This is a genomic window from Burkholderia sp. Bp9142 (assembly GCF_003853415.1).
GTDB lineage: Bacteria > Pseudomonadota > Gammaproteobacteria > Burkholderiales > Burkholderiaceae > Burkholderia.
Map to the genome: position 1 here is coordinate 1 of NZ_QTPP01000102.1, position 749 is coordinate 749.

Here is a 749-nt window from a genome sequence, read left to right on the forward strand (position 1 = left end):
TCCATCGCGACCGCGAGCGAGCGCACGCCGTCCCAGCGCAGCTCCATGTTGTAGTTCAGGCCGCCGCGAATCACGTGGCAGTGGTTGTCGGTCAGGCCCGGCAGCACGCTGCGGCCCTCGAGATCGACGACCTTCGTCGCGCGGCCCGCGAGCGGCATCACGTCCGCGTCGCTGCCGACCGCGACGAAGCGGCCGGCGGCTATCGCCACCGCCGTCGCCGTCGGGTTCGCGCGGTCCAGGGTCGTGAACCTGCCGTTGCGGAGGATCAAATCCGGTTGGGTTTCGGTTGCGGTCATATGCGTCACCTCACTTCGATCAAAGGCCGATGAGCTGCTTGAGGGCGGGGACCGCCTGCACGCCAATCACCATGCCGAGCAACCCGACCAGGGCAATCAGCGGCGGTGCGGGAGAGCGAACCTTGATTGCGCTGTAGATCACGCCTATCAGCAGGCCCGCACCAAGGGAAACCAGATAAGGTTCCATACGATCAATCTCCCGAACAAATTGGAATGCAGGCGTCCGCCCGGCAAACGCTCCGCGGGCGGCGTGGGCGGGTCGACCGCGTCACGCCGCCCGCATTGACGTATCGCCGCCGCGGCGCGCGCAGGGCACACGCCGCGGCAGCATCGACAGTCGCGACTGTCCGTGTCACTTCGCCGGCACGGGCGGAACCGACTCGTGCGGCGTCAGCGTACGCTCGGCGGCCTTGTGGACCATCGTGTACGCGTAGTCGACGCCCATCCCGTACG

2 protein-coding genes and 1 pseudogene are annotated in these 749 nt (G+C 67.6%); all 3 read right to left on the reverse strand.

The genetic code is table 11. The features are described 5' to 3' along the window. A partial coding sequence (locus DIE22_RS37820; RefSeq protein ID WP_148092765.1) for an amidohydrolase family protein occupies positions 1–296 on the reverse strand: 296 nt, incomplete at its 3' end. Between the two features lie 19 nt (positions 297–315). Beyond that, the gene (locus DIE22_RS37825; RefSeq protein ID WP_124501199.1) at positions 316–483 is read right to left on the reverse strand and encodes a DUF1427 family protein; all 168 of its coding nucleotides are present in this window, start codon (positions 481–483) and stop codon (positions 316–318) included. A gap of 165 nt (positions 484–648) precedes the next feature. Further along, positions 649–749: pseudogene (locus DIE22_RS37830) on the reverse strand (hydrolase); the annotation flags it as partial.

What these genes read in the sequence shown, in the direction of transcription:
- DIE22_RS37825 (WP_124501199.1), bottom strand. Translation starts at nt 483, where the DNA reads ATGGAACCTTATCTGGTTTCCCTTGGTGCGGGCCTGCTGATAGGCGTG.